The sequence below is a fragment of the Actinomyces sp. Marseille-QA0893 genome, from assembly GCF_976954355.1.
On the sequence record NZ_CDRJSY010000001.1, the window covers coordinates 434622 to 458957 of the forward strand.

Annotated in this window: 20 protein-coding genes, 1 tRNA gene and 1 pseudogene; 5 read left to right on the forward strand and 17 right to left on the reverse strand. The window is 58.4% G+C overall.

The window, feature by feature from the left end; genetic code table 11:
- The first annotated feature begins 4 nt into the window (after positions 1-4).
- Positions 5-682: a PAQR family membrane homeostasis protein TrhA gene (gene trhA / locus ACWNMW_RS02015; RefSeq protein ID WP_449489870.1), complete on the forward strand. Its 678-nt coding sequence runs from the start codon at positions 5-7 to the stop codon at positions 680-682.
- Positions 683-797: 115 nt separating this feature from the next.
- Positions 798-1277: a transcription elongation factor GreA gene (gene greA, locus ACWNMW_RS02020; protein ID WP_034502055.1), complete on the forward strand. Its 480-nt coding sequence runs from the start codon at positions 798-800 to the stop codon at positions 1275-1277.
- Positions 1278-1377: 100 nt separating this feature from the next.
- Here greA and ACWNMW_RS02025 read toward each other — a convergent pair whose 3' ends face one another.
- The 12 genes from ACWNMW_RS02025 to galK all read right to left on the reverse strand — a co-directional run bounded on the left by ACWNMW_RS02025 (position 1378) and on the right by galK (position 14773).
- Positions 1378-2913, reverse strand: coding sequence for an AI-2E family transporter (locus ACWNMW_RS02025; protein WP_449489871.1), 1536 nt, complete (start codon positions 2911-2913; stop codon positions 1378-1380).
- Positions 2914-2942: 29 nt separating this feature from the next.
- Positions 2943-3341 carry an FKBP-type peptidyl-prolyl cis-trans isomerase gene (locus ACWNMW_RS02030; RefSeq protein ID WP_449489872.1) on the reverse strand — a complete coding sequence of 133 codons (399 nt, stop codon included), beginning with the start codon at positions 3339-3341 and terminating at the stop codon, positions 2943-2945.
- Positions 3342-3444: 103 nt separating this feature from the next.
- Positions 3445-4404, reverse strand: a complete 960-nt coding sequence (locus ACWNMW_RS02035) for a Bax inhibitor-1/YccA family protein (RefSeq protein WP_314212194.1) — start codon at positions 4402-4404, stop codon at positions 3445-3447.
- A 35-nt stretch (positions 4405-4439) separates the two neighbouring features.
- Positions 4440-4513, reverse strand: a tRNA-Leu gene (locus ACWNMW_RS02040).
- Between the two features lie 7 nt (positions 4514-4520).
- Entirely contained in the window at positions 4521-5501 is a 981-nt protein-coding gene (locus tag ACWNMW_RS02045) for a Ppx/GppA phosphatase family protein (protein WP_449489873.1), read from the reverse strand.
- Positions 5502-5556: 55 nt separating this feature from the next.
- Entirely contained in the window at positions 5557-6078 is a 522-nt protein-coding gene (locus ACWNMW_RS02050) for a DUF501 domain-containing protein (protein ID WP_449489874.1), read from the reverse strand.
- 98 nt (positions 6079-6176) lie between these two features.
- Positions 6177-6902 carry an FtsB family cell division protein gene (locus ACWNMW_RS02055; protein WP_449489875.1) on the reverse strand — a complete coding sequence of 242 codons (726 nt, stop codon included), beginning with the start codon at positions 6900-6902 and terminating at the stop codon, positions 6177-6179.
- Between the two features lie 152 nt (positions 6903-7054).
- A complete protein-coding gene (gene eno / locus ACWNMW_RS02060; protein ID WP_072457502.1) occupies positions 7055-8335 on the reverse strand; it encodes a phosphopyruvate hydratase in 1281 nt (426 codons plus the stop codon).
- Positions 8336-8571: 236 nt separating this feature from the next.
- Entirely contained in the window at positions 8572-9156 is a 585-nt protein-coding gene (locus ACWNMW_RS02065) for a hypothetical protein (protein WP_449489876.1), read from the reverse strand.
- A gap of 52 nt (positions 9157-9208) precedes the next feature.
- A complete protein-coding gene (gene mfd / locus ACWNMW_RS02070) occupies positions 9209-12844 on the reverse strand; it encodes a transcription-repair coupling factor (protein WP_449489877.1) in 3636 nt (1211 codons plus the stop codon).
- Complete coding sequence (gene pth / locus ACWNMW_RS02075; protein WP_295894522.1) at positions 12845-13453, reverse strand: aminoacyl-tRNA hydrolase; 609 nt, start codon at positions 13451-13453, stop codon at positions 12845-12847.
- Positions 13454-13534: 81 nt separating this feature from the next.
- Entirely contained in the window at positions 13535-14773 is a 1239-nt protein-coding gene (gene galK / locus ACWNMW_RS02080; protein WP_449489878.1) for a galactokinase, read from the reverse strand.
- Between the two features lie 156 nt (positions 14774-14929).
- On the opposite strand from galK, the gene ACWNMW_RS02085 reads away from it, so the two are divergent.
- Positions 14930-15469, forward strand: coding sequence for a 2'-5' RNA ligase family protein (locus ACWNMW_RS02085; protein WP_072457862.1), 540 nt, complete (start codon positions 14930-14932; stop codon positions 15467-15469).
- A 4-nt stretch (positions 15470-15473) separates the two neighbouring features.
- On the opposite strand, the gene ACWNMW_RS02090 is transcribed toward ACWNMW_RS02085, so the two are convergent.
- Positions 15474-16304 carry an exodeoxyribonuclease III gene (locus ACWNMW_RS02090; protein ID WP_449489879.1) on the reverse strand — a complete coding sequence of 277 codons (831 nt, stop codon included), beginning with the start codon at positions 16302-16304 and terminating at the stop codon, positions 15474-15476.
- A gap of 140 nt (positions 16305-16444) precedes the next feature.
- On the opposite strand from ACWNMW_RS02090, the pseudogene ACWNMW_RS02095 reads away from it, so the two are divergent.
- Positions 16445-17143: pseudogene (locus tag ACWNMW_RS02095) on the forward strand (zinc-binding dehydrogenase); the annotation flags it as partial.
- Positions 17144-17207: 64 nt separating this feature from the next.
- Complete coding sequence (locus ACWNMW_RS02100) at positions 17208-18266, forward strand: cation diffusion facilitator family transporter (RefSeq protein ID WP_449489880.1); 1059 nt, start codon at positions 17208-17210, stop codon at positions 18264-18266.
- 128 nt (positions 18267-18394) lie between these two features.
- Here ACWNMW_RS02100 and pgi read toward each other — a convergent pair whose 3' ends face one another.
- From pgi to ACWNMW_RS02120, 4 genes are all read right to left on the reverse strand, one after another.
- The gene (pgi, locus tag ACWNMW_RS02105; RefSeq protein ID WP_449489881.1) at positions 18395-20062 is read right to left on the reverse strand and encodes a glucose-6-phosphate isomerase; all 1668 of its coding nucleotides are present in this window, start codon (positions 20060-20062) and stop codon (positions 18395-18397) included.
- 40 nt (positions 20063-20102) lie between these two features.
- Positions 20103-22403: a 6-phosphofructokinase gene (locus tag ACWNMW_RS02110; protein ID WP_449489882.1), complete on the reverse strand. Its 2301-nt coding sequence runs from the start codon at positions 22401-22403 to the stop codon at positions 20103-20105.
- 98 nt (positions 22404-22501) lie between these two features.
- Complete coding sequence (locus ACWNMW_RS02115; protein ID WP_034502087.1) at positions 22502-23842, reverse strand: dicarboxylate/amino acid:cation symporter; 1341 nt, start codon at positions 23840-23842, stop codon at positions 22502-22504.
- Positions 23843-23946: 104 nt separating this feature from the next.
- Entirely contained in the window at positions 23947-24237 is a 291-nt protein-coding gene (locus ACWNMW_RS02120) for a DUF3017 domain-containing protein (RefSeq protein ID WP_034502089.1), read from the reverse strand.
- Positions 24238-24336 lie beyond the last annotated feature (99 nt).

The window sequence follows — 24336 nt, forward strand, 5'->3', positions numbered from 1 at the left end:
AGCAATGAAAATCGCTTCCCTCAAACCCACTGAGTGGTTCCCCGGACAGAAGGTCTCGGTCAAGCCTCACTTGAGAGGATGGATCCACCTAGTCGCCGCGCCTCTTTCTTTGGCGGCATCTATCGTCCTCACCTGCCTCGCTCCCAGTGGGGCATCCAAGTGGGGTTCGGCGATCTACCTCGCTGCCTCGCTGATCCTCTTCGGCATTTCAGCGCTCTACCACCGTTTCTACTGGTCGCCGCGATGGGAAATTGTCTGGAATCGCCTCGATCATTCCAACATCTTCCTGCTCATCGCCGGCACCTACACTCCCCTTTCGGTCGCAGTGCTCCCTCACGACCAAGCGGTCACAATCTTGTCAATCGTCTGGGGAGGCGCGCTTGCCGGGATCCTGCTCAATCTCTTCTGGCCAACCGCTCCCAGGTGGCTCGCAACGCTTATTTACGTTGCTTTGGGGTGGGTTGCTCTGTGGTACCTCCCGCAATTCTGGGCGCTTGCGGGACCGGCCGTGGTCTGGCTTCTTTTAGCTGGCGGAATCTTGTACACGATCGGCGCGATCGTCTACGCAACAAAGAAACCCGATTTATCGCCTCGATGGTTCGGGTTCCACGAGTTCTTCCATACCTTTACGGTTCTTGCGTGGGCGTGCCACTGTACTGCCGTGTATTTGACAGTTTTGTAAATTTTCCACAGATAGCGCAAAATCCACATTTCCAGGCTGAAGGCTGCTACGCTGGCAAATCTATAGAATCAATGTAAAGGCCGACGCCCGTCGGCACATGTCGGAGGCATAAGTAATGGCTGATACCCAATGGCTGACTCAAGCTCAGTATGACAAGCTCCAGGCGGAGCTCACGGATCGCGTCGAGGTGCGTCGTCCTGAGATTGCTCGCCTAATCGACGCGGCTCGCCAAGAAGGCGATTTGCGCGAGAACGGCGGCTACCATGCCGCTCGCAACGAGCAGTCCCTCAACGAGACCCGTATCCAGGCACTCGAAGAAATGCTGCGCAACGCTGAGGTTGGCGAAACCCCCGCTGATGATGGAATCGTCGAACCCGGAATGGTTGTCACCGCTCTTGTTGCAGGCCGCGAGCAGAAGTTCCTCCTGGGTTCCCGCGATGCCGGCGGCGATCTCGGAGTGCAGGTCTTCTCTTCTCAGGCTCCTCTGGGCGCAGCAGTGATGGGACACCGCAAGGGCGATACCCTCACCTACGAGGCCCCCAATGGCCGCGAGATCACCGTTGAGATCTTGGATGCAACGCCTTTCGTTGGCTGAGTAAACCCAAACGAACTGTGGGGGCTCCAGAGTTGAACTCTGGAGCCCCCACAGTTTTACGCGTTCAGTCAGAACAAGGCGCTTTCAGCTTCAATCAGCCTCATGCCTCGCTGTCTTCTTCATCCGTTTCAGCGCTCTGCTCAATTTCATCAGCGACACGCGTCCCCACGCTATCGCCCGGCTCTGCAGTGCCAGCAGTCACCATGCGTTCGCTCAGTTCCTCGTTGACAGCGTAGGTGTGTGCATCAACTGCCTCCCCTGCAAGGAGGGGAAGATCCTCGCCGTAGGAATGAGCAATCAAAGCATCGAGCGTACCCGGAGCCCCGCCTGGACGATCAAGCTTTGTCGCTAGCGCAGGCTCAGGATCGTGTCCGTGCAGGTAGAGCACAGTGGAGTTAATGAAGGCTGCGATCGGGATGGAGAAAATCGCCCCCGCGATTCCGGCAACCATCGAACCTGCCGTTACACCGAGCAAAACAACCAGCGGGTGCAAAGATACGGCGTTGGACATCAGAAGTGGTTGAAGGAGGTTACCCTCGACTTGCTGGACCAGCAAGATAATGACCAGCATGATCAAACCGACGGTGAAGCCCTGATCCACGACGGCCACCAAGACTGCAATAATTCCCGAAATCAGGGAACCGATAATCGGAATGAAAGAGCCGAAAAACACCAAAACGATGATCGGGATGACCAGTGGGACGCCCAAGAAGTAGGCACCGATGCCAATGCTCAGCGCATCGATGAAGGCAACTTGCATCTGGCCGACCACATAGCCACCCATGCTTGCCCACCCGCGAATTGCGGCCTCGTGAACGGGTTCGCGAGCGCCCTTAGGAAGCAAGCGCACGAACCAAACCCAGATATCGCGGCCATCTTTGAGGAAGAAGAAGAGGCAGAAGAGAGCGATCACCGAACCGGTGGCGATAGAAATCGCTGAAGAAGTCGCATTTACCGCGCCGAAAATCAGGGACTGTGCGTGGGATTGAACCCAGGCGACAATTTCGGATTGCAGGTTTTCCAGATGCGAATCGATACCGGAAGTGTCGATTCCCAATGGGCTGGTGCGCAGCCACTCGAGGAGCGTGGTGAGACCTTCGTTTGCGCGGGTCAGCAGTGAGGGAACCTGCGAGAGGATCTGAGCCCCAGCGGTCGACAGCGCTGCACCTACAACAACCACAGTGGCAAGCAAACCACTGAGGGCAGCAAGGGCACGCGGGAAGTGAGCCTTGCGATGTAGCCACGACACCATCGGGTTAAGGAAGACCGCGAGAAGAAGCGCAACCGCGATCGGAACGATAATCCCGTAAACGAAAGTCATTCCGAAAATCAGCAGAGCTACCGCCGCGATAACGACGATCGCACGCCACGCAACTGCCGCGCCCACGCGCAGGGACCACGGCACGGCCTCGGAAGCATCCCGGCTGGTGGGTTCGTCCTCAACGACGACGCGAACGCGCTGTGGCCTGTCCCCCTGGAGATGAGAACGCTGCTCTTGAACGCGGCGCCTGATCTGTTCGAGAGGTTTCAGAAGCGACGAGGCCAAGCTTGAGCCGGCTCCCCCTCCTCCCTTATCTGTACGGCTGGGGCGTTGATCGGGGGTTGATGCTTGTTGCTGCGCATCCTTTTCGCTCATGCTTGGCCTCGTCTTTTCAGTTTGTTGGCTCAGGCGACACCGAGAATATCGGTGACGAAAACAAGGGTATCGCCGCCGCGGATCCCAGCCTGGGGAACACCGCGCTGACCATAACCGTATTCGGAAGGAATCGACAGCAGGACGCGCGAGCCGACGCGCTGACCAATGAGTCCCTCATCCCAGCCGCGGATGACCATTCCCACGCCGATTTGGAAGCTCAGCGCAGCACCGCGGTCGTAGGAGTTATCGAAGACGTTTCCATCCCAGACTTGCCCCAGGTAGTGGCAGTGGATGGTGTCTCCAGCTTCGACGACCTGGCCGTCGCCCTCATGGAGGACCTCGACGAGCAGCTCATCACTGGGGGTGGAATCAGCAAATTCCAGAGTAGGCTTTCGGCCAAATTCACCTGTCACAGTTAGGTTTTCCATGGTTTCTCCTTAGGGAAGTACTGCGGTAGAGGACTGAGCATTCAATGAGGCATCCCGAAGGATGCAGAAGGGGCCACGCTCGAGCGAGCGCGACCCCAACTTGTTAGCGACGAGACGCCAAGATCGAAAGAATTCGGAGGATTTCGACGTACATCCACACGACCGTGACCATGATGCCGAAAGCGCAGTACCACGCGAATTGCACGGGAGCACCTCGTTCAACGCCCTGTTTGACGGTATCGAAGTCACCGATCAAGGACAGGGTTGCAAGGACAACGGCGATGAGGGAGACAACCACGCCCAGCGGAATGCCCTTGACGTAGATCGTGTCGATCGGAGACATCGCTCCAAAGGCGACCAAAACCGCGTTTGCAATGCGCGTCAGGAGAAGAGCCAAGATCCCGATCAAGGTGAACTTTGCGAGCTTGGGCGAATTGCGCACCTTACCGGAAGTGAAGAGGACGAGGGTAATTCCTGTAACGGCAAGGGTTGCGATGAATGCCTGAGCGACGATGCCCGGGTACATCATTTCCATGAAGGAGGACAGGGCACCCAGCGAGACACCCTCTGCGAAGGCGTAGGCCATGATGAGGCCCGGGCGAATGGTCTTCGAGAAGGAATTCACCATTGCCAAAATGAAAGCGACCAACGCGCCCAGCCCCATTGCAAAAATGCCCAGCGAGGGGTTCATTGCAGCGAGGAACCACGCAGGGGCGGCGCCAAGAAGCAGGATGAGGAAAGAGATTCCGGTCTTCATCAAGGCGTCGTCATAGGTCATGCGACCGCGATCAACCGCGTCCGCGGAAGGCGCCTGGTAGGCCTGCTGGAGATCGGCATACACGGAGGGGTCAACGCTGGGTGCGCCAGCGTAGCCGCCCTGAGCCTGGGTCCCATAGGTCGAGGCCTGAGGCTGAGCGTAGGGGTAGCGCGCGGGATCAACAACGGTTGTCCCGGAAGCTTGAGCATTCGTGGGCTGGTAGCCGGGCATCGCCGGATAGCCCGCAGGAGTCGAATCGGCGCGAGACCAGTCTCGCTCCATCTTTGAGAACACGGGGTTTGTCATGAGATTTCCTTTCCCTCGGTTCAGTATCTATTGAGTACCCCCAGTCGGACTCGAACCGACAACACACCGATTTTAAGTCGGTTGCCTCTGCCAATTGGGCTATGGGGGCATCGCCGCTAGCGACGAGCCAGCATCGAAAGCGCGATACCGTCAAGGATATCGTGTTCGGAGACGTGGGCGCCCGCTATCGGGTGGTTTGTATTCTCGCAGCGTAGAGTAACGCGGTCCATGACACGCTTCCAGATCAGGGCGCCACCTGCGATGACGTCCGCGCGCCCCTCGGGCATGAACCCGAGGGCTGCCTTGACCGCCAGTGGCTGCTCGAGCATGAAACGGACCGAGGCATCGGTATCCGCGTGGCTCAAAAATGCGCCATCGATCTTTTCCGGCTGGTACGAGGCCAAGCCCAGCACGTGTGCAGCAATCGTTGTGATGGTGCCTGCTACGCCCACCACGCCTCGGACGCTAGAGAAATCGACAATTTCTTCGGCCTCGTCAAGGCGTGCATCGATCCACTCACTGGCCTGGGCTTGGACCCCGTCGGGAATCGGCTGATCGCTTGCGCATCCCGCAAAGAATTTCTCGGTCACGCGAACAGAACCCATATCGGCTGAATATGCCGCGTCAACTCCCTTACCGAGAGTTCCCACGACCATTTCCGTTGAACCGCCGCCGATATCGACGACCAACACCTTCCCGCGATCGTAGGCGTGCACGCTGCTTGCAGCACCGGCGAAAGACAAGGCGGCCTCTTCAGTGCCGGGAACAACTTCCGGGTAGACGCCTAGGAGGTTTTTCACCGGCTCAATAAATTCCTGACGGTTTTCAGCGTCGCGCATTGCAGATGTCGACACGAAACGAATGTCCGTTGCACCCAGGTTGTCGATCATCCGCTTGTACTCGCGCACCGCTGCGAGAGTGCGTTCGATTGCCTCGGGAGCAAGGCGCCCCGTACGATCAACGCCCTGTCCCAAGCGCACGATCCGCATTTGACGGGTGAGATCGTTCAAAATCACGCGCTCACCCTGGGTTTCGCCGTCTGCAACAAGAAGTCGAATTGAGTTTGTTCCACAGTCAATTGCCGCTACCCGCGTCATCGTTCCATTCCTTCTGGGGATTTCACTTCTTCTAGAAATTGACACGCACCGCGCATCAGCAGGTGCAGGACTGGCGATCCCACAGGCCTCGTTCGCGCATCATCTCGAGCGCGAGGTCACCGATCGGGTTCACGCCTTCCCCCGCTGCCAGCGCATGACCGACCACTGCATGCAGACACTTGACGCGCGTGGGCATTCCGCCGGCGGATACCCCGTGAATTTCAGGAACGTCGAGCTCAAGCTGCTTGCCGAGTTGCTCGCGGGAAGCAATGTAGGCCTCGTGAGCGCGCTGGTAGGCGGCGCGGAGGTCCTCATCATCGGTGAGGCGCTGATTGAAGTCTTCCATGACCTTGGTTGCTTCAAGTGTCGAGCAAGCGCGGACCGCTCCGGGACTGGTCAGGTAGAACGTTGTCGGGAAAGGAGTTCCGTCTTCGAGCCTGGGCGCCGTCGCAACAACGGTTGGCTTCCCGCAAATACAACGCGCGGCGATCCCGACGACCCCTCTGGGAACACGTCCCAATTGTTCTTCGAGAACTTGAAGATCCTCGGTGCTAGCCGGCGTAATTGCGTTCATCATTCCTCCACATTCAGACAAACCCGGATTATTTTACGCGAAAAGCCTTGAGGGAGGGAGTGTTTCCACACAGTGGATCTGGCCGGCGTGGCACGCCGCGATCAGTTGCCAGTTCCTTGCGTGCTTGCGCTGGTTTCAGGAGTCGCCGACTGCGAGGGAGATGGCGCATTTCCGCCTGTTTGTGCGGTCTGGATATTTCCCGTCGGGTGGTCTGCCTCTTCGACCGTCATTGAGAGAACCTGCATCCACGGGCGAGCGGGGCCGGCCTCGCGTGCTGCCGCGACTTGGGCTTGGTCTTGGTAGTCCTTACCGGGGTCCAAGACGGAGTACTGAGTTTCTCCGGGCTTGACGTATCCGAGGCGTTCTCGCGCCTGTGAGGCGATGTACTGCGGGTTCGACCACAGTTCGAGTTGTTGACGCTTTGCGTCGTTGTCCGCCTGGGTTTGTTGAACTTTTGCCTTGATCGCTGCAAGTTCGCGTTCTTGGCTCCACAGCTGCATGAAGGAAGGAACGAGGAGCAGCGCGAGAAGAGCCCCAAGAAGGAGCAATCCCAAAATACGCATTGAGATTTCGATACCGCCGAAAGAGACCGAGCTGGGGCGCTTCGCGACGTTTTCCGTGGCTTGGGCGCGGGATCTGGAAGCTTCGCGTTCCGGACGCACTCGCGTTGTTGTGCGCACGCTTGGTGTGCTTTGAGTCCCTTGAGCGCGCGCGTGCGGGGTTTTTCCCACCTGACGAGGCCGTCGCTGGGTATCAGGCTCAGCCGCAGCTTGACGTCTGCGGGCGTTGGGGACGACTGGGCGTCCTTTTCTGGGTTTCTGAGCCATATCCCTATGGTGCCTCAAGCCGGCAAGACGGGCAGAACATAAAACTCATGTGTTCCCAATTGAGGGCTGAATCGCATAACGAAGGGGTGGGTGATGATTTCTCATCACCCACCCCTAGGTCACGCTCCTAGGAGCGTGTCAGTATGTGCTTCTCAGAAGGAAGCGCGGGGGAAGGAAGAACGACCCGCGTACACTGCTGCAACGTCGAGATCCTCTTCGATGCGCAGGAGCTGGTTGTACTTCGCCACGCGCTCGGAGCGAGCGGGAGCACCGGTCTTGATCTGGCCGGAGTTGGTGGCAACCGCGAGGTCCGCAATGGTGGTGTCCTCGGTTTCACCGGAACGGTGAGAGGTCATTGAACGGTAGCCGTTGCGGTGTGCTTCTTCCACGGCATCCAGGGTCTCGGTCAGGGAGCCGATCTGGTTCACCTTGACGAGCAGAGCGTTAGCAGCGCGCAGCTCGATGCCCTTGCGCAGACGCTCGGGGTTGGTGACGAAGAGGTCGTCGCCAACGAGCTGGACACGATCGCCGATTTCGGCGGTCAGAGCGGTCCATGCGTCCCATTCGTCTTCCGACAACGGGTCTTCGATGGAGACCAGCGGGTAGTCGCGGATGAGCTTCTCGTAGTAGGTGACCATGTAGTCGGTCGAGCGGCCTTCGCCTTCGAACTGGTACAGGCCATCCTTGAAGAACTCGGAGGAGGCGACGTCCAGGGCGAGTGCAACATCGGTGCCGGGCTTGAAGCCGGCCTTTTCGATGGCCTCGATGATCAGGTCGAGTGCAGCGGCGTTAGAGGAGAGGTTCGGTGCGAAACCGCCCTCGTCGCCCAGACCGGTGGACAGGCCACGTTCCTTGATGACAGCCTTGAGGGTGTGGTAGACCTCGGCGCCCCAGCGGAGGGCATCGCGGAAGGTCGGTGCACCCAGAGGAGCAATCATGAACTCCTGGATGTCAACGTTGGTGTCTGCGTGAGAGCCACCGTTGAGGATGTTCATCATGGGAACGGGCAGGATGTGAGCGTTGGGGCCGCCCAGATAACGGTAGAGGGGCAGACCTGCGGACTCGGCAGCAGCCTTTGCAACAGCAAGGGAGACACCGAGAATTGCGTTGGCGCCGAGCTTGCCCTTGTTGGGGGTGCCGTCCAGCTCGATCATGATTTCATCGATACGACGCTGGTCGGAAGCGTCTTCGTCAATCAGTTCGGGGGCGATGATGTCGTTCACTGCATCAACGGCGTCCTGAACGCCCTTGCCCTGGTAACGACCCTTGTCGCCATCGCGACGCTCAACGGCCTCGAATGCACCGGTGGAGGCGCCAGAAGGAACTGCTGCGCGCTCGAAAGTGCCATCTTCAAGAATGACCTCAACCTCAACGGTGGGGTTACCGCGGGAGTCGAGGATCTCGCGAGCTCCGATTGCTTCAATGCTTGCCACGTTAATTCTCCAATCGATTAACTACGTGACTACTGTCGTATCTAACGCTAGTACATTCGGGGCCACTCCATCAGTACTACGCGGGCACTCACACGCGTTTTCCTCGTCACGATCAAGGACACATTGGCGCAAATTAGACATAGGTCCCCATAAATGCCGTATCGCCCACCCTCACGGGTGGGCGATACATCACATTTCAGACACGTGGGACTCATACGCCCACGCGGAGCCGCCGACTAGTTCTGGCTCCCCTGCTGAGCGGCAGAGCTCGAGCGGACGACGTCGCCGAAAACTGTCTGAGTCAGCTCATTGCTTTGCGCATTGTAGGTGCCGTAGCGCGGATTGATCTCAACCTTTGTCGACTGCATAATCTGCGAAATCTGGTTGCTCAGCTCCTGGGATTTTTCGGAGGAAAATCCCATTGAACGAAGCTTTTGCAGGGCCAAAGTATCCTTGACGATCGTCTTCAAGAAGGGGGTCGGTTCTGCCACAGGGGTGCTCTGTCCTCCACGAGCAACAACGCGCTCCCCCATTTGCTGGAACTGTTGCATGACCTCTTCGTCGCTCACCGTCACGCCGTTTTCTTCAGCAACTTGGCCCACTGCACGTGAAGAACTCATATCCGGAAGGAATTGCGCTGCATCGACCTGCTGTCCCATCAATGCGCTGAGCTGCTGACTGGACAGGTCCAGTTCTGCCTCGCTCACGCTCCAATCACCGACGATCGCTGCAGTTCCCGGGTGCGCGGAGCAGGCTCCAAGGCCCAATCCAGACACGGCCAAGATTGCCGCCACCTTCGATGCGCGTGAAAGAGAAACCATGACTATATCCTCCGGAAAATCACTCTGTATAGGTGTCAGTGTAGCGCTCTGATTAGGCCTGAGACGCCTGCGGTGGGTTGAGTACCTTCGTCATCAGGTTTTCGATCCAGTCGATGAGTGCACGATCCGTCAAGGGGACACCACCGATACGCGCCGTCATCGGCAGAGGAACGAGCAACTGACGAACGGCAGCTTTCACGACGCATCCCGGGTACAGGCGCTTGAGCCTCATCGCCTGAGATTCTTTCAATTCGATGGGGTGAATCCGCAAGTACTTTCCCTGCGTTGCAAGCTCATCAATACCCATGCGACGCAGGAGCGAACGAAGACGAGCAATCTCAAAGAGCAAGTCAACCTGCTGGGGAATAGGACCGTAGCGGTCAGCCAGCTCCTCGCGCAGATCTTTTTCCTGCTCGCTGGTTTCAACCGCCGCGATCTTGCCGTAGACCTCAAGGCGTAGGCGTTCAGCGGAGATGTAGCCCTCTGGGATGTGTGCATCGACGGTAATGTCCAGACGCAGATCCTTCTTTTCTTCCTTTCGTTGCCCCTTAAAGGCAGCGACCGCGTCTGCGACCATTCGGACGTAGAGGTCGAAGCCCACGCCCTCGATGTGTCCCGACTGCGCGCCGCCCAAGAGGTTACCAGCGCCTCGGATTTCCAAATCTCGCTGGGCAACCGCAAGTCCCGCACCCAGATCAGCGTTCTGGGCGATCGTCTGTAGGCGCTCGTGTGCCATCTCTGAAAGAGGGCGGTCAGAGGGGTAGAAAAAGTACGCGTACGCACGTTCACGGCCTCGGCCCACGCGACCACGCAGCTGGTGCAATTGGGACAAGCCGAAAGTATCCGCACGATCAACAATCAGAGTATTCGCGTTGGAGATATCGAGGCCGGTTTCCACGATGGTAGTACACACCAGAACGTCGAAATCATGGTTCCAGAAATCAACGATGACGCTTTCCAATTGGTGCTCGTTGAGCTTTCCGTGGGCAACTCTGATCCGCGCCTCGGGAACAAGTTCTTGGATATGCGCGGCGACCGAGGCGATGGAGTCCACGCGGTTGTGCACGTAGAAGACCTGACCGTCGCGCAAAAGCTCGCGTCGAATGGCTGCGCTGACCTGCGCGTCGGTGTGTGCTCCGACGAAAGTGAGGACGGGCTGGCGTTCTTCGGGCGGGGTCTGAAGAATCGACATCTCGCGAATACCCGAAACTGCCATTTCCAAGGTCCTGGGGATGGGCGTTGCGGACATTGAAAGGACGTCCACATCGGCTCGCAGGGCTTTGAGTGTTTCCTTGTGCTCGACACCGAAACGCTGTTCCTCGTCGATGATGACTAGGCCCAGATCCTTGAAGGTAATGGCACCGGAGAGCAGCGAGTGGGTACCAATGACCAGGTCCACTCCTCCCGAGGCCAAGCCTTCCTTGACCTTTTCCGCTTCCTTGGGCGTCGAGAAGCGCGAGAGCGTGCCGATGGTGACGGGGAATCCCGCGTAACGTTCCGCGAAAGTTTCGGCATGCTGCTGGACGAGAAGCGTCGTTGGAACCAAGACGGCGACCTGTTTGCCGTCCTGGATTGCTTTGAAGGCCGCGCGGACTGCGATCTCGGTTTTCCCATAGCCCACGTCGCCCGTGAGAAGGCGATCCATGGGCATGGGCTTTTCCATGTCGGCTTTCACTTCGTCGATAGTGACGAGTTGGTCGGGTGTTTCCACGTAGGGGAAGGAATCTTCCAACTCGCGTTGCCACGGGGTGTCCGGACCGAAAGCGTGTCCCTTCGTTGCTTGACGCACCGCGTAGAGGCGAATGAGTTCCTGCGCGATTTCTTTGACGGCTTTGCGGGCTTTTGCTTTGGTTTTCTCCCAGTCGGCGCCGCCCATCTTGGTCAGTGCGGGCTGATCGGAACCCGTGTACTTCGAGATCTGATCCAAGCTGTCGGTTGGGATGAAAAGTCGATCACCGGGCTGGCCACGCTTTGAGGGCGCGTATTCCAAGACCAAATAGTCGCGAGTAACCTGTCCTTCCCCGCGTCCAACAGTGCGGGAGACAAGCTCAATGAATCGCCCAATTCCGTGCTGATCGTGAACGATGTAATCCCCCGGATGAAGCGTGAGGGGATCGACTCCTTTACGCCTGCGCGAGGGCATTTTCCGCATATCTCGGGTTGTTGCACCCACGCGCCCGGATAGGTCCGATTCGGAGATGATCGCAAGTTTGAGTTCGGGCGCAACAAAACCGCGAGTTCGCGGAGCTGAGACAACGTAGAGCACCGAAGGGTCCTGCGAAGGATCGCACTCTTCAACGATGCGACTTCCGATTCCCGCATCCGTCGCAATGGAGTTCAAACGACGGGCAGGGCCTTCTCCTTCAGCCGCAAGAATGAGCGTCCATCCTGCCCGGAGCAGAGTCCGGATATCGTCGAGAGCACGCGCATAATCGCCTCGATAGGGGCGCACGTCCCGCGCACCCAGAGCAACCAGTTCGTCTGAAACAACGACGGAGTGTGCTTCTTTCTTCAGGAGCGCTCCCGAGGTTTGCGCCTCTTCGTCTTCATTCTTCGCGAGGCTTCCACCCTGTTCAGCGATTGCCTGAGCAAGTTGCGCGGGAGGAAGAGCCGTCAGGTCCCACCAAGGACGCCCCTGCGCTCCCCAGATTTCTTCCAATGGGATGAACGAGGCCTGGCCTGCTTCAAGGGGCACTGCTCCCCCACCGGCAGCCTGAGACCAGGCCGCGGCGAGAAATTCCTCTGTGGTTGCAACCAGGTCCGCCCCGCGAGCACGAATGCGCTCGGGGTCAACGGCAACAAAGAGCCCGCCAGCAGGAATGAGATCGAGGAAAGAATCCATTCCCCCGACCAAGATTGGAGCGAGAGATTCGAGGCCGGGAGCCGCGATTCCCTGCGATGCCAATTCCAGGATTTCGGCTGCGCCGGGAAGCTGGTCTATTTCATTTCGGGCCTTGGCACGAACCTGTGGGGTCAGCAGTAGCTCCCGGCAGGCAACCGCCCACACACCGGACTCCACAACCCCCAAAGTTCGCTGATCAGATACGGAGAAGGCTCGGATTTCATCGACTTCGTCTCCCCATAATTCGATGCGCAAAGGGTGCGCTTCTTGAGGGGGAAATAGATCAAGAATGCCACCACGAACCGAAAATTGTCCGCGCCGCTCGACCATATCGACACGCTCGTAGCCCAGGTTTTCAAGGTCTTGAGCCAAGTGCGGGAGGTCAACGATATCCCCGGACTTCACGCGCACGGGGGCACGATCAGCAATCCCATGAATGATGGGCTGCATGAGCGCTCGAACGGGAATCACAACAACATTGAGACCTCCCGCGTGTTCATCGCCCGATTGCGGGTGAACAAGGCGCCGCAACACCGCGATGCGTTGAGCCATGGTGTCTGCTTGAGGTGAGAGGCGTTCATGCGGCAGTGTCTCCCACGAAGGAAAGACCTCGACTTCGTCGATCCACGCGCGCAGGGCGAGCGCCGTTTCTTCGGCCTCGCGCCCGGTTGGGGTCACGACATAGGTTGTTCCACCTCGGCGAGCAGCCATCGATGCAATGAGGGGAATACGCGCGCCAGCGGGAGCAACTGCACAACCAGAGATCCCCTGGTCAACGGATTCGAGCACCTGCGATAGTGCTGCGTCGCCTTCGAATGATGGGAGAAGAGAGGAAAACTGCGGCACTTAGGCTCCCTGTTGCGTGTGCAAGCGCTGCTGCGCCTCACTGAAACTTGTGGTGACGATATCTTCGACAACGTCTCCTGCTTGGGCGATGGTCACTGCGAGCTCGGTCAGTTGGTTTTGATTCATTCGCGCAAGCACGTAATCAGCGGGATTCATACGCCCCGGTGGGCGACCAATTCCGATTCGTAGCCTGTTGTAGTCACGTGTGCCCAGGACCTGGGAGATTGATTTGAGACCGTTGTGGCCGCCTTCTCCGCCCCCGGTCTTCAAGCGCAGAGTACCTTCAGGAAGGTCAAGATCATCGTGAACGACCAAGAGACGCGAAGGCGCGACATTCATGAACTTCGCGAGGCGTCCAATGGGACCTCCAGAAGTGTTCATGTAGGAATCGCTGATTGCCAGAATCACTCGCGGTCCAGGAACGCCCCCGGGAAGCATTCCCAGTCGGATATCAGCACAGTGGGTCCCTGAACGATGGGCGACAAGCTGTACTCCCGCATTGGCTGCGAGCAGATCCACGAGCATGTGCCCGACATTGTGACGGGTATTCGCGTACTGTGCGCCCGGGTTACCCAGGCCCACAACCATCCAAGGATCCGTTGAAGTCATAGAACGATTGTGCCACCCCCTCCCCGCATCTGCGTCCAGGAAGAAGGTGGCACACCTGTGAAGTTATGCGTTGAGAGTACTTCAGAGTTTGCCGGCGGGAGCAGAAGGAACGGCAACAATGAACGCCGGCTCCCCCAACTCATGATCAGCGAATGCGCGCGCAACCGCCTGCGCGGTTTCCTCCACACGCTCGCGATCAACCAGGGCGATGGCACTGCCTCCGAATCCCCCACCTGTCATTCGCGCACCATAGGCACCCGCGCCGCGCGCAGCGTCCACAGCGACATCAAGTTCCGTGCACGACACCTCGTAATCATCGCGCAGAGAATCATGCGAATCATTCATGAGCGCACCGACGACCTGGACACGCGAGCCTTCCAGTGGGCCTTCCTTGAGGAGGTCAATCAACGCGCGAGTGCGCGCAATTTCAGAGACAACGTGACGCATACGCTTACGGAGCCTCTCATCTTCCAAAGCCTCGCTGGCACCTTGCAGGTCTTCGACCTCAACGAGCTGTTCCACGCCCAGGAGTCGGGCGGCCTCTTCGCAATCAGCGCGGCGTTGTCCGTACTGTCCATCCGCCAAGGAGTGCGCAGCCCGCGTATCGATAACGAGCAGCGCAAGCCCCTGAGATTCGAGATCGAAGGGGATGTGTTCGACGCTCATATCGCGGCAATCCAATGCAAGGGCGTGGCCTTCTTCGCAACGCAGCGACGCGGTCTGGTCCAGTCCCCCGGTGTTTGCTCCCGCAATCTCGTTTTCTGCGCGGCGCGCACACTCAACGAGGATTGCTCGCCCCTTATCGCTGGGCGCACTCAGCGGGCCGGCCAAGCCTAGGTCTTCGGCCTCGTCAATGGCGACGGCCATTGCGCATTCAAGGGCAGCAGAGGAAGAAAGCCCACCACCGCGGGGAACGCAGGAGTAGAGTGCAGCGTCAAAGCCGCGAATCGGCCCATAACCGGCCTTCTCAAGCGCCCACGCAACGCCGGAAAGATACGAGGCCCAGCCAATAACTTCGCCCTCGCAGCCACGCGGCGCAACCTTGTCGAGGTCCAGCTCATCGACGGCCTCGCGAGTCTGAGGCGAAACTAAGCGCAAAAGACGATCTTCGCGGGGGGCGTAGGCGATGAAGGCTCGATGCGGGAGTGCGATGGGAAGACAGGGGCCCCCGTTGTAGTCGACGTGCTCGCCAATAACATTGACGCGCCCGGGTGCCGACCATACATCGAGCGGCTGGTAGCCGAAAGTTTCTTCAAAAAGTTCGCCGGCGAGTTTGCGTCCTTCTTGGGCGCTCAGAGCGGCTGACCAGGACAGATCCACGTGCACACTTCCTTGGGTGAATCGATCAATACAGTGTCTTCAGCGTAGCGCATTGGGCATCTTCCTTACGCCGATATGCTTGTGGACTCGATGTGCTCGACGCCGGTCTCCCCATGTACCATGGGCGAGTTCGTATTCCCCATTTCAGGTAGTTTCATGTATCTCCCTCAGCGTTTACCGGGCCAAGAATGGCTCGGCGTTGTCGTTGCGATACCTGAACCCTGGGTGAGCGCGCTGACGGATATTCGCGTCGGTTTGGGCGATGAGCAGGGAACAAAAGTGCCCGCCCACATCACGATTCTTCCACCAACAGCAGTGGATAAGGACCGCCGCGAGGACGTGATCGAGCACCTGCGCACGGTTGCGCAGCGCTACACGCCTTTCCGAGTGACTTTGGGTGAGACGGGAACTTTCCGCCCGGTTTCACCGGTTGTCTATCTTTCTCTTGCCGAGGGCGCGCGCGAGTGCACCTTCTTGGCGGAGGATATCCGCTCCGGTCCCTTGTACGCCGAGGCTCGATTCCCCTATCACGCACACGTAACCCTTGCGCAGGGTGTGTCCGATGAGGCGCTGGACCGCGCGATGAGCATCGGCTCTTACGAGGCCTCGTGGATGGTTCCCGGATTCCGCTTAGACCGCGTGGACGAGAACGGCGTCTACTCCTCCATGGCGCTTTTTGATTTCGAAAGCGCCTGAGTATTTAGAGTTCGTAGCTCACCGACAGCGGTGCGTGGTCGCTCCAGCGTTCCTCGTACGAGGCCGCGCGACCAATCGCGAAAGAGGTTGCCTTCTCCGCAAGCGCGGGAGTCGCAAACTGGTAATCGATGCGCCAACCCGTGTCATTGGTAAAAGCTTGGCCGCGCTGGGACCACCAGGTGTAGGGCCCCTGAACATCACCGGCAAGATCACGCATGACGTCATGCCATCCAGCGTCGAGCCACTGATCCAGGAATGCGATTTCCTCATCGAGCACACCCGCGCGCTTGTTGTGGTTCGAGGTCCAATTCTTAATATCGGAGCGGCTGCGAACAATGTTGAAATCCCCAGCAACGACGGTCCCGAGGACGCCCGTTTGCCCCTGCGCGGCCTCGGCAAAGAGTTCTCCCATGCGGCGGCCAATACGCGGAAGATGCGCCATCTTCGCGTCCTGCTTGGGAGTGTCTTTTTCACCCGAGTGGAAGTAGGCGGAAACGACGCGAACGCGCCCCGCCTTGGTTTCAACCACCACTTCTAGCCAGCGTCCAGAATCAACATCGGTTTCCTGGTCATCCAGGAAAAGGCGCGGTTCTCCACTGATGTGAGCGCTATCCTTGCGCACTGCAACTGCAACGCCAGCACGTCCCTTAATTCGGCAGGGAAGAATGATGCTTTCCCATGAATCGCCCAGTAGTTCGGTGGCGATTTCTTCATCCGCACGGACTTCTTGGAGAAGAAGAACATCGCAGGGGTTGGCGTCGAGCCACTCCATCATACCCTTGCGGTGTGCGGCACGGATTCCATTGACATTAACGCTGGTAACAGTGAAAGCCATGGGCTTCAGTGTACTTGCTTACGAATCAGCGGGCTGGGAAAGCATTCTTTGCCTTCAGTGAAATCGCGCTCTATCAACTGCAGCCTCAGCTATTTACGGACTAGCTTTATGGGAATAAATTCTTCTACCCAAGGAGTGCCATGCGCGCCGGCGGTACCCAAGCCGAATACGCACGCGTGGCCCTCGCGGATGGCACTCTGGTGAAGACCCCTGCGATGCCAACAGAGGAGCAGATTCCCTCCCTCCTTGCCGCCTCCGACGTCCTCGGCACCGGCTGGTTCGCCGCTGACGAGGCCGGGGCAGCTCCCGGGAAGACGATCGTCGTCGTGGGCGACGGGGCCGTGGGCCTCGGCGCGATCATCGGTGCGAAGCAGCTGGGCGCCTCGCGCATCATCGCGATGTCGCGTCACGCGGATCGCCAGGCGCTGGCCCGTCAGTTCGGCGCGACGGACATCGTAGAAGAGCGCGGCGAGGAGGGCATCGCCGGCATCAAGGAACTGACCGACGGCCTTGGCGCAGACGGCGTCGTCGAGGCGGTCGGCAACGAGGCATCCTTCGATCAGGCGCTCGGCTGCGTGCGTCCCGGTGGTCACCTGTCCTTCGTGGGCGTTCCCCACGGCGTCTCACTGGACATGGACCGCATGTTCTTTGCCGAGGTCCACACGTTTGGCGGACCTGCGGCCGTGCACAAGTACCTACCCACGATGATCGACCTGATCTACCGCGGCGAGATCAACCCGGGCGCTGTCTTCGATCTGGTTCTGCCTCTTGAGCGGGCAGCCGAGGGCTACGCTGCCATGGATGAACGTCGCGCGACGAAGGTCATGTTGACACTCTGATCAACAGGACTGTTCGCTCTCAGTGCCCTGTCTTCGCCGAAGACAGGGCACTATGCTATTCACTATGTCCGAATCCCCACTGACGCCAAGCCCTCAGGAATCACACTCAGAGTCGAGGTGCTGCGCTGGGCAGAGCGAGAATGCCTGCGAAGATACTGCGGAAAAAGTATCAGCGAGCCGCCACGAACACACGCATTCCCACGGTCATGATCATTCGCATGGACATGATCACTCACACGGCCACAGTGCTTCTCGGAAAAGGCTTGCGATCGCACTAGCAATCACAGCAACGATTTTCCTCACAGAACTTGTTGCTGCTTTCTTCACATCTTCTTTGTCTCTTGCCGCTGATGCCGGACACATGGCGGTTGACTCTGCGGGATTGATCATTGCATTCATCGCTGCGAGCCTGGCCATGCGCCCTCGTGATAATCGACGGACGTGGGGATGGGCACGTTCGGAAGTTCTTGCTGCAGCCTTCCAAGCAGGCATGTTGGTTATCATCAGTCTTTTGGTTGCCATTGAAGGCATCCAGCGTCTGGTCTCCCCCGTTGAGGTCCACGCAGCGCCCATGCTGTGGGTCGGGGTTTTGGGCTTGGTCGCGAATGCGCTCTCGCTGATGGTGTTGATCGGTGGGCGCCACGCATCGCTCAATATGCGCGCAGCCGTTCTTGAAGTGGCAAACGACGCTTTGGGTTCTTTTGCAGTCATCATTGCTGCAACTGTTGAATTAATTGGCGGATGGAGTCGCGCGGATGCACTAGCCTCGATTTTCATCGCACTCTTGATGGCTCCGCGTGCGTGCATGTTATTGCTTCGAACCCTGCGGATTTTGATGGAAGAAGTGCCCGCAGAGATTGATCTTGAACAGGTCCGTCAGCACATGCTGTCAATACCCTTGGTCGAGGATGTTCACGATCTTCACGTGAGCTCGGTAGCTTCAAACCTGGTGACCGTTACCGCACATATTGAGGTTTCCGAGGCGGTTACCGCCGGCCAGCGCGACCAGATTATTCACTCTCTGAACGAGTGCGCAATGCACCATTTCCCTGTCGAAATCGCTCATTCGACCTTCCAAGTTGAATCGATTTCGCACGCGCAGCACGAACACCTCCGCCACTGAAGGACCTTTCCTTTACAGAGGGCAGGAAGCGTCTAAGGATTCCTAAGCCCCACCCCAGGCAAGAAAAAAGCGGGCCGCAGCCACTGCCTCGGCAATGACTACGACCCGCACAAGCCTGCGGCTATCCCTTAGCGATTCGCACGGTAGAACTCGATGAGCTCGCGAGTGGAGGAATCCTGCTGGGCCAAAACGCTCTGGTCGCCCTCGATTGCGGGGAGGATCTGCTTGGCGAGAACCTTGCCCAGTTCCACGCCCCACTGGTCGAAGGAATCCAGTCCCCAGACAGCGCCTTCAACGAAAGTGATGTGCTCGTAGAGGGCGATGAGCTGGCCGAGGACAGCGGGGGTCAGCGCGGGCGCCATAATCGAGGTCGTCGGACGGTTACCGGTAAAGACTCGGGCGGACACCAACTCTTCTGCGGTTCCTTCGGCGCGAACCTCTTCTGCGGTCTTTCCGAAAGCCAGCGCCTTAGTCTGAGCAAAGAAGTTCGACAAGAACAGCTCGTGCATATCAGCTTCGCCGTCGCGGATCGGCCAAGTCGGGCGGGCAAAGGCGATGAAGTCTGCCGGAACCATACGGGTTCCCTGGTGAATCAGCTGGTAGAAGGCATGCTGACCGTTGGTGCCAGGTTCTCCCCAGAAAACCTCACCGGTGTCGTAGAAGACCGGAGAGCCATCGCGGCGCACGGACTTACCGTTGGACTCCATGGTGAGCTGCTGGAGGTAGGCGGGGAAACGGTGCAGGTACTGCGAATACGGAAGCACTGCGTGGGTATCAGCACCCAAGAAGTTCGAGTACCAGACGTTGAGCAGGCCCATGATCAGCGGGAGATTTTCCTTCGGCGCTGCCGAGGCGAAGTGCTGATCGATTGCGCGCATTCCGCCGAGGAATTCTTCGAAATGCTCGGGACCGATGGCGATTGCAAGCGAGGTGCCGATTGCAGAATCTACCGAGTAGCGTCCGCCAACCCAGCTCCAGAATCCGAAAGCATTCGCCGGGTCGATACCAAATTCCGCAACCTTGTCCAGAGCCGTTGAAACGGCGACAAAGTGCTTGGAGATGGCATCCTTCTCCTGCTCGGGATCATTGTTAATGATCCCCTTGGCACGCAGGGAGCTCAAGAACCAGTCGCGCACGGCGTGTGCGTTGGTGATGGTTTCCAGGGTGGTGAAGGTCTTCGAGGCGACGATCACCAGAGTGGTTTCGGGGTCCAGATCCTTGGTGGTCTCACCCACGTCGGTCGGATCAATATTGGAGATGAAACGGCACTCCAAGCCCTCTTGGACGTAGGGCTTAAGGGCTTCGTAGGCCATGACGGGACCCAGATCAGAGCCGCCAATTCCCACGTTGACCACGGTCTTCACGGGCTTGCCGGTCACACCAACCCATTCACCCGAGCGGACGCGGTTTGCGAAAGAATAGACACGCTCCAAAACCTCGCGAACATCGGCGACAACATTGCGCCCATCGACGATGAGTTCCTCACCCGCTGCGCGGCGCAATGCCGTGTGGAGGACGGAACGGTTTTCGGTCACGTTGATGCGATCGCCTCGCAGCATCGCGTCACGAAGAGCGAAGACCTCGGTTTGATCGGCCAGCGCAAGAAGCTGTTCCAAAGTCGCGTCATCGATCAGGTTCTTGGACAGATCGACATGCAGGTCCGCCACATTCAGCGTCCACTTTTGGGCGCGCTGCGGATCGTCTTGGAACCATGCGCGCAGGTCAGGGTTAAAGACCTCCGCGTGTTCGTCCAGTTGCGCCCAGGCAGGGGTCGTCGTCGGGTCAATTGCGCTCATCGTGCATTCTCCTGATTATCGAAAGTTCCGGTATTCCCGCTCAGTGGCCAAAGCCCTCAGCCTGAATAATAGTCACTGGCTGTAGTTCACGCGGCGGGGCTTGCACCGATACTGCAGCCAGAATCGGGCGAAGATCGCGCCACCATTGGTTGAAGGGGCGCCGGTTTGCAAAGTCGAGGTCATCGAACATGTGCTCAACAGGACGCACCTGAATTGCATTCCCCATATCGCCTACGTAGACGGCTTGTGCTCGCCCCTCGGCAAACTGGTCTGCGCATTCGTTAAGAGCAGCATTGACCAGGCGAGTCGCAAGAAGACGATCATAGGGAGTTGGAGTTCCGCCCTGCTGGAGATGGCCCAGCGCGGAGGAACGCACATCATAGAGACCTCCACTTTCGGCCTCGAAAACGTTAGCGAGGAATTCGCGGTTATAGTGCGCATCGGCCTCTTCGTTGACGACGACAAGGAAAAGTCGACGCCCGTTTTCGAAGGTCTGGTGCATGCGATGTGCGTCCTGGTCAATTTCAGCCAGAGTCGTGTTTTCTTCATTCAAGTAGGCGTATTCCGCGCCCGAGGCGATGCCCGCCATGAGGGTTAGGTATCCGCAGCGGCGCCCCATGAGTTCCGCTACGAAACACCGCTTCGAGGCCGCGGCGCTTTCCTTGATCCGATCGAGCGCCCACACCGCGTTGTTGAGCGCAGTATCGGTACCGATTGCCAGTTCCGCACCGGGGAGGTTGTTATCGATCGAGGCCGGAACCAGAACGATCGGGATGCGGAACGCCGGGTAGCGATCCAATTCGGTCGTCATTTCCTTGACGGCAAGGTAAGCGTTCAGGCCTCCGACGACCAAGAGCGCATCAATCTCATTGCGCTCGATCGCGCGGCCCAGTGCGTAGTATTCATTGACGGGGGGAATCGGGCGACGAGTGCCCAGTTCAGCACCGCCTTGGAAAGCCCAACCTTCAACGTCTTCCCACGTCAATTCACGCACTTGATTATCTGCCAAGCCGGCCCATGAGCCGTCAACTCCGAGCATCGTCCATCCCTTGGCAATGCCGAGCCTGACCGCTGCGCGTGCCGCGGTGTTCATGCCCGGCGCGAGGCCACCGGCGTGCAGAATAGCGACACGCTTGCCGCGTTCCTTCGGGGGATTGTCCGCGAGATGAGGAGGTGTCGCCAGAAGCTGGTTGATCCCCACCATCACAGTGAAGGAACGACCTCGAGCAGCCTGCGCTGCCTGGAAATCCCCAGCTTTGATGAGGTCTTTAACGCCGCGAGTTTCATGAACCGCTTCCATGAGCGGAATGCGGGTCACGCGGTTGTGCCGCACGCCCAGAATCGAGGCAACATCAGGATCTGCGGGATTAAGGATTTCTTGAACCGCAGCGTAGCCAAGCAAGGTCGACATCCAGCGGTCATAGGCAGAGGGGGTACCGCCTCGTTGAACGTGACCCAAGATGGTGATTCGCGCATCTTCGCCGGTACGTTCCTTGAAAGCATCGGCAATGTCTTGGGAAGTAATGGGATTTCCCGTGCGATCCATTGCTCCTTCGGCGACGATGATGATCGATTCGCGTCGCCCTGCAGCGCGCCCTTCCTTGAGCAGGTTGACCATCTCGTCTTCCCAGCCGTCGCGAGCCGGGTCTTCAGGAGTGAAGACATAGTCTGCGCCGCCTGCGACCGCAGACATCAAGGGAAGGTACCCGCAGTGACGTCCCATGACCTCGACAATGAAGGTGCGCTGGTGCGAGGCCGCGGTTGAAGAGATCTGGTCGATTGCGTCAACGATTCGGTGCAGTGCAGTGTCCGCGCCGATCGTCATGTCGGTGCCGACCATATCGTTATCGATGGAACCAACCAGTCCGACGATGTAGAGGCGTTCGTGCGCTTTCGCTTGTTCAGCGCTGATCTGGCCTTCATTGACCAGCTCGCTGAGGTGCTGGGCCCATTCCGTGCGGAATTCTTCGGTTCCCGACAGCGATCCATCGCCGCCAATGACGACGAGGCGGTCGATCCCCTGTTCGATCAGGTGCAGTGCCGCTGCGTGGCGGCCTTCGTACTCGCGAAATTCTGGGCAACGAGCGGTACCGATGACCGTTCCGCCCTGTGCAAGAATTCCCGAGGCATCGGTCCAGGTCATGGGGCGAATGCTATCGCCACCTTTCACTGCGCCCGACCAACCGTCGAGGATCGCAAAGGGGCGAGCGCCTCGGGCAAGAGAGGTGCGAACGACTGCGCGAACCGCGGCATTCATTCCCTGTGCATCCCCACCAGAGGTAAGGACACCGATCTTTATCGGTTCTGACGTGCTATCGAAGGCGACTTGCTCCACAGTCATGCTCCATTCCCACAGTGATCAACAGTGAACGGCGTGCATTAAGTCTATTGCTTAATGCACGCCGTTGCATCCACCTTAAATTCGCGGTGAGAAATTGTTCAGGAACGACCGCTCTCGGTGATGGTCGTGCCGTTCAGAGCAGCAGACTCTGCCAGCTCTTCGGGGCTCACAACGCCCTCGACAGAAACCTTGTGGAGGTATGCCATTCCATCGAAGGCAAGCTCACGAGTGTGCTCGGAATCGCCCTCGGGCCCCAACTTGCCGCCGGTGACGCGATCCATGATGATCGCGATTGCACCGTCACCGGTCACGTTCGTTGCAGTTCCGAAGGAGTCCAGCGCAATGTAGGTGGCAATCATCAGAGCAACTGCAGAATCATCGAAGCCCAGCATCGACTGCAAGATACCGGTTGCCGCCATAATTGCACCGCCGGGGACACCCGGAGCAGCAACCATGGTGATACCGAGCATGAAGATAAATCCGACCCACTGCGTAGTGGTCACGGTCATGCCCTGGGTGTAGACGATCGCGAAGGCAAAGGCGAAGATCTTCGAGGTCGATCCTGCCAGGTGGATCGTTGCACAAAGAGGAATCGTGAACGAAGAGACAGCATCCGACACGCCATTCTTTCGGGTCTGGCGCAAGGTGACAGGAATCGTTGCTGCCGAGGACGAGGTTCCCAAAGCGGTCAAGTACGCCGGGAGCATGGTGAAGATGGCCTTGAAGGGGTTGACGCGGCCAACCGCACCGGCAACAAAGTACTGCGTGAGCAGAATGACAACTTCGAGGATGAGCACGATCACGACGACGCGGATGAGCGTGCGCATAATGTGAACCGCTTCGCCGGTGTAGGTGAGGTTCAAGAAGATACCGAAGATGTGCAGGGGAAGTAGCGGAACGATGATGTTCTCGATCAAGCGGGTGATGATCGCGCGGAACTCAATGAAGCCCTTACGCAGAACGCCCCGAGGCACCAAGGACAGGCCAATTCCAATAACGAAGGAGAGCAAGAGCGCGGTCATCACGCCGACGACCGGAGGCATTTCGATGGTGAAGTAGGTCTTGAGAACTTCCTTCGGAGTTTCGACCTGAGTCAGCTGCCCAACAAGAACCTTCGGGAAGAAGTACGCACACACGCCGTAGGTCAAGAAACCTGCGAACATCGTCGAGGCGTAGGCAAGAGCGGCGGTGAGTCCCAGCCAGTGGCCGGCTCCCTTACCGAGGTCTGCGATTGCAGGGGTTACCAGGCCGATGATGATCAGCGGAATAGAGAAGGAGAGGAACTGGCCAAAAATTGTAGAGAAAGTGACGAACACATTGCCCAGAGCGGAGGGCATAATGTGGGATCCACCGACGGTGACGGAGCCGAGGACCAAAGCCAAAACAATAGCCGCCAGCACCCATAAAAGGATGCCGCTTTGTTCGAGGAACTTTCTCATTGCATAAACCTCTTGTGATTGATTACGGACTTGGCAAGAGTCTCAGGTTTAGAACAAGAAGTCAGCACTGCCCACAATATGAAACAAATGTTTACTGGGTCACATTAACCGAGGCCGAGGGTTGCGGTGTAGGGAGAGAAGTACCAAATAAGCGCTCCAAGAACGACATAGAGCCCAACATCGGCCCACCGACGACGTGAAGCAAACCATGGGCGACCAGGCCACACCGCGCGCATCGCCGCCATGATGAACATGGTTCCCACTAGCACGAGAACCGCTTTGTGCGGATGATTCATCACCGCAAGGACAGCCATCGTCGTGCAGGAGAGGACAACAAAAGCAACGCTCGCTAGCGTCGCAATTCCACCTGTCGATCCTGAGGATTCCTCTTCCATAACGCACAGCCTATCGCGTCACCGGGGATGAGCGCGACGCACTGAACACGGGAGGACTACCATAGTCCCGTTGGCTTCCTTGGTTTCCGACCAAACAGC